Origin of the sequence: Facilibium subflavum (assembly GCF_003574485.1) — a bacterium.
Classification (GTDB): domain Bacteria; phylum Pseudomonadota; class Gammaproteobacteria; order Francisellales; family Francisellaceae; genus Facilibium; species Facilibium subflavum.
In genome coordinates this window covers 1-507 of sequence record NZ_QLIT01000365.1, presented here as the reverse complement: position 1 = coordinate 507, position 507 = coordinate 1, and the positions used below count along the sequence as shown (strand labels likewise).

General features: G+C 35.9%; 1 protein-coding gene. It reads left to right on the top strand.

Annotated elements, in window-relative coordinates:
• The first annotated feature begins 161 nt into the window (after window positions 1–161).
• On the top strand, window positions 162–374 hold the full coding sequence (locus tag DNK84_RS13965; protein ID WP_162902526.1) for a hypothetical protein: 213 nt from the start codon (window positions 162–164) through the stop codon (window positions 372–374).
• The last annotated feature ends 133 nt before the right edge of the window (window positions 375–507 follow it).

The window sequence follows — 507 nt, the reverse complement described above, 5'->3', positions numbered from 1 at the left end:
GAATCAAAAGTGTGCGCTTACTGAATTAGTCATTCATATATAATAAATTTTTACAGATATATTAAACTAATTTGGTGGAGAACAGCGGGATAGCAAAGAGGAAAGAAGGGCGGAAAAGCAGGCGAGAGAAAAGATGAGAGAGGGAAACTAAAATGGTGAGTATGAGGAGACGGGAAATAAAGAAAGAAAAATTAGAAGGGGGGCGCTATAAAAAGATGAGATACAGAACAAGGAGAAAGAAGAAAAAAAAAGAGGAAGAAAAGGAGGAAAAAAGGAAGAAAGGGAAGAGGGGAAAGGAGGGGAAAGATGAGAGTGATGGAGATGAGAAGAAGAGATTAAAGAGAGAAGAGATGATAGTAGGCGAGAAGGAATAAAGGAAGGATTAAAGAATAAAAAAATGGGGAAAGAAAATATATATAGAAGGTGAAAGAAATGCATGTTTATAAAGGGGAGTGTATGTAGGTAAACAAACTAGATGGAGGAAGGTAAAAAAAATACTGGAAGAAA

Excerpts from the sequence above, each read along its gene's own strand:
- DNK84_RS13965 (WP_162902526.1), top strand. The coding sequence starts at position 162 with ATGAGGAGACGGGAAATAAAGAAAGAAAAATTAGAAGGGGGGCGCTAT.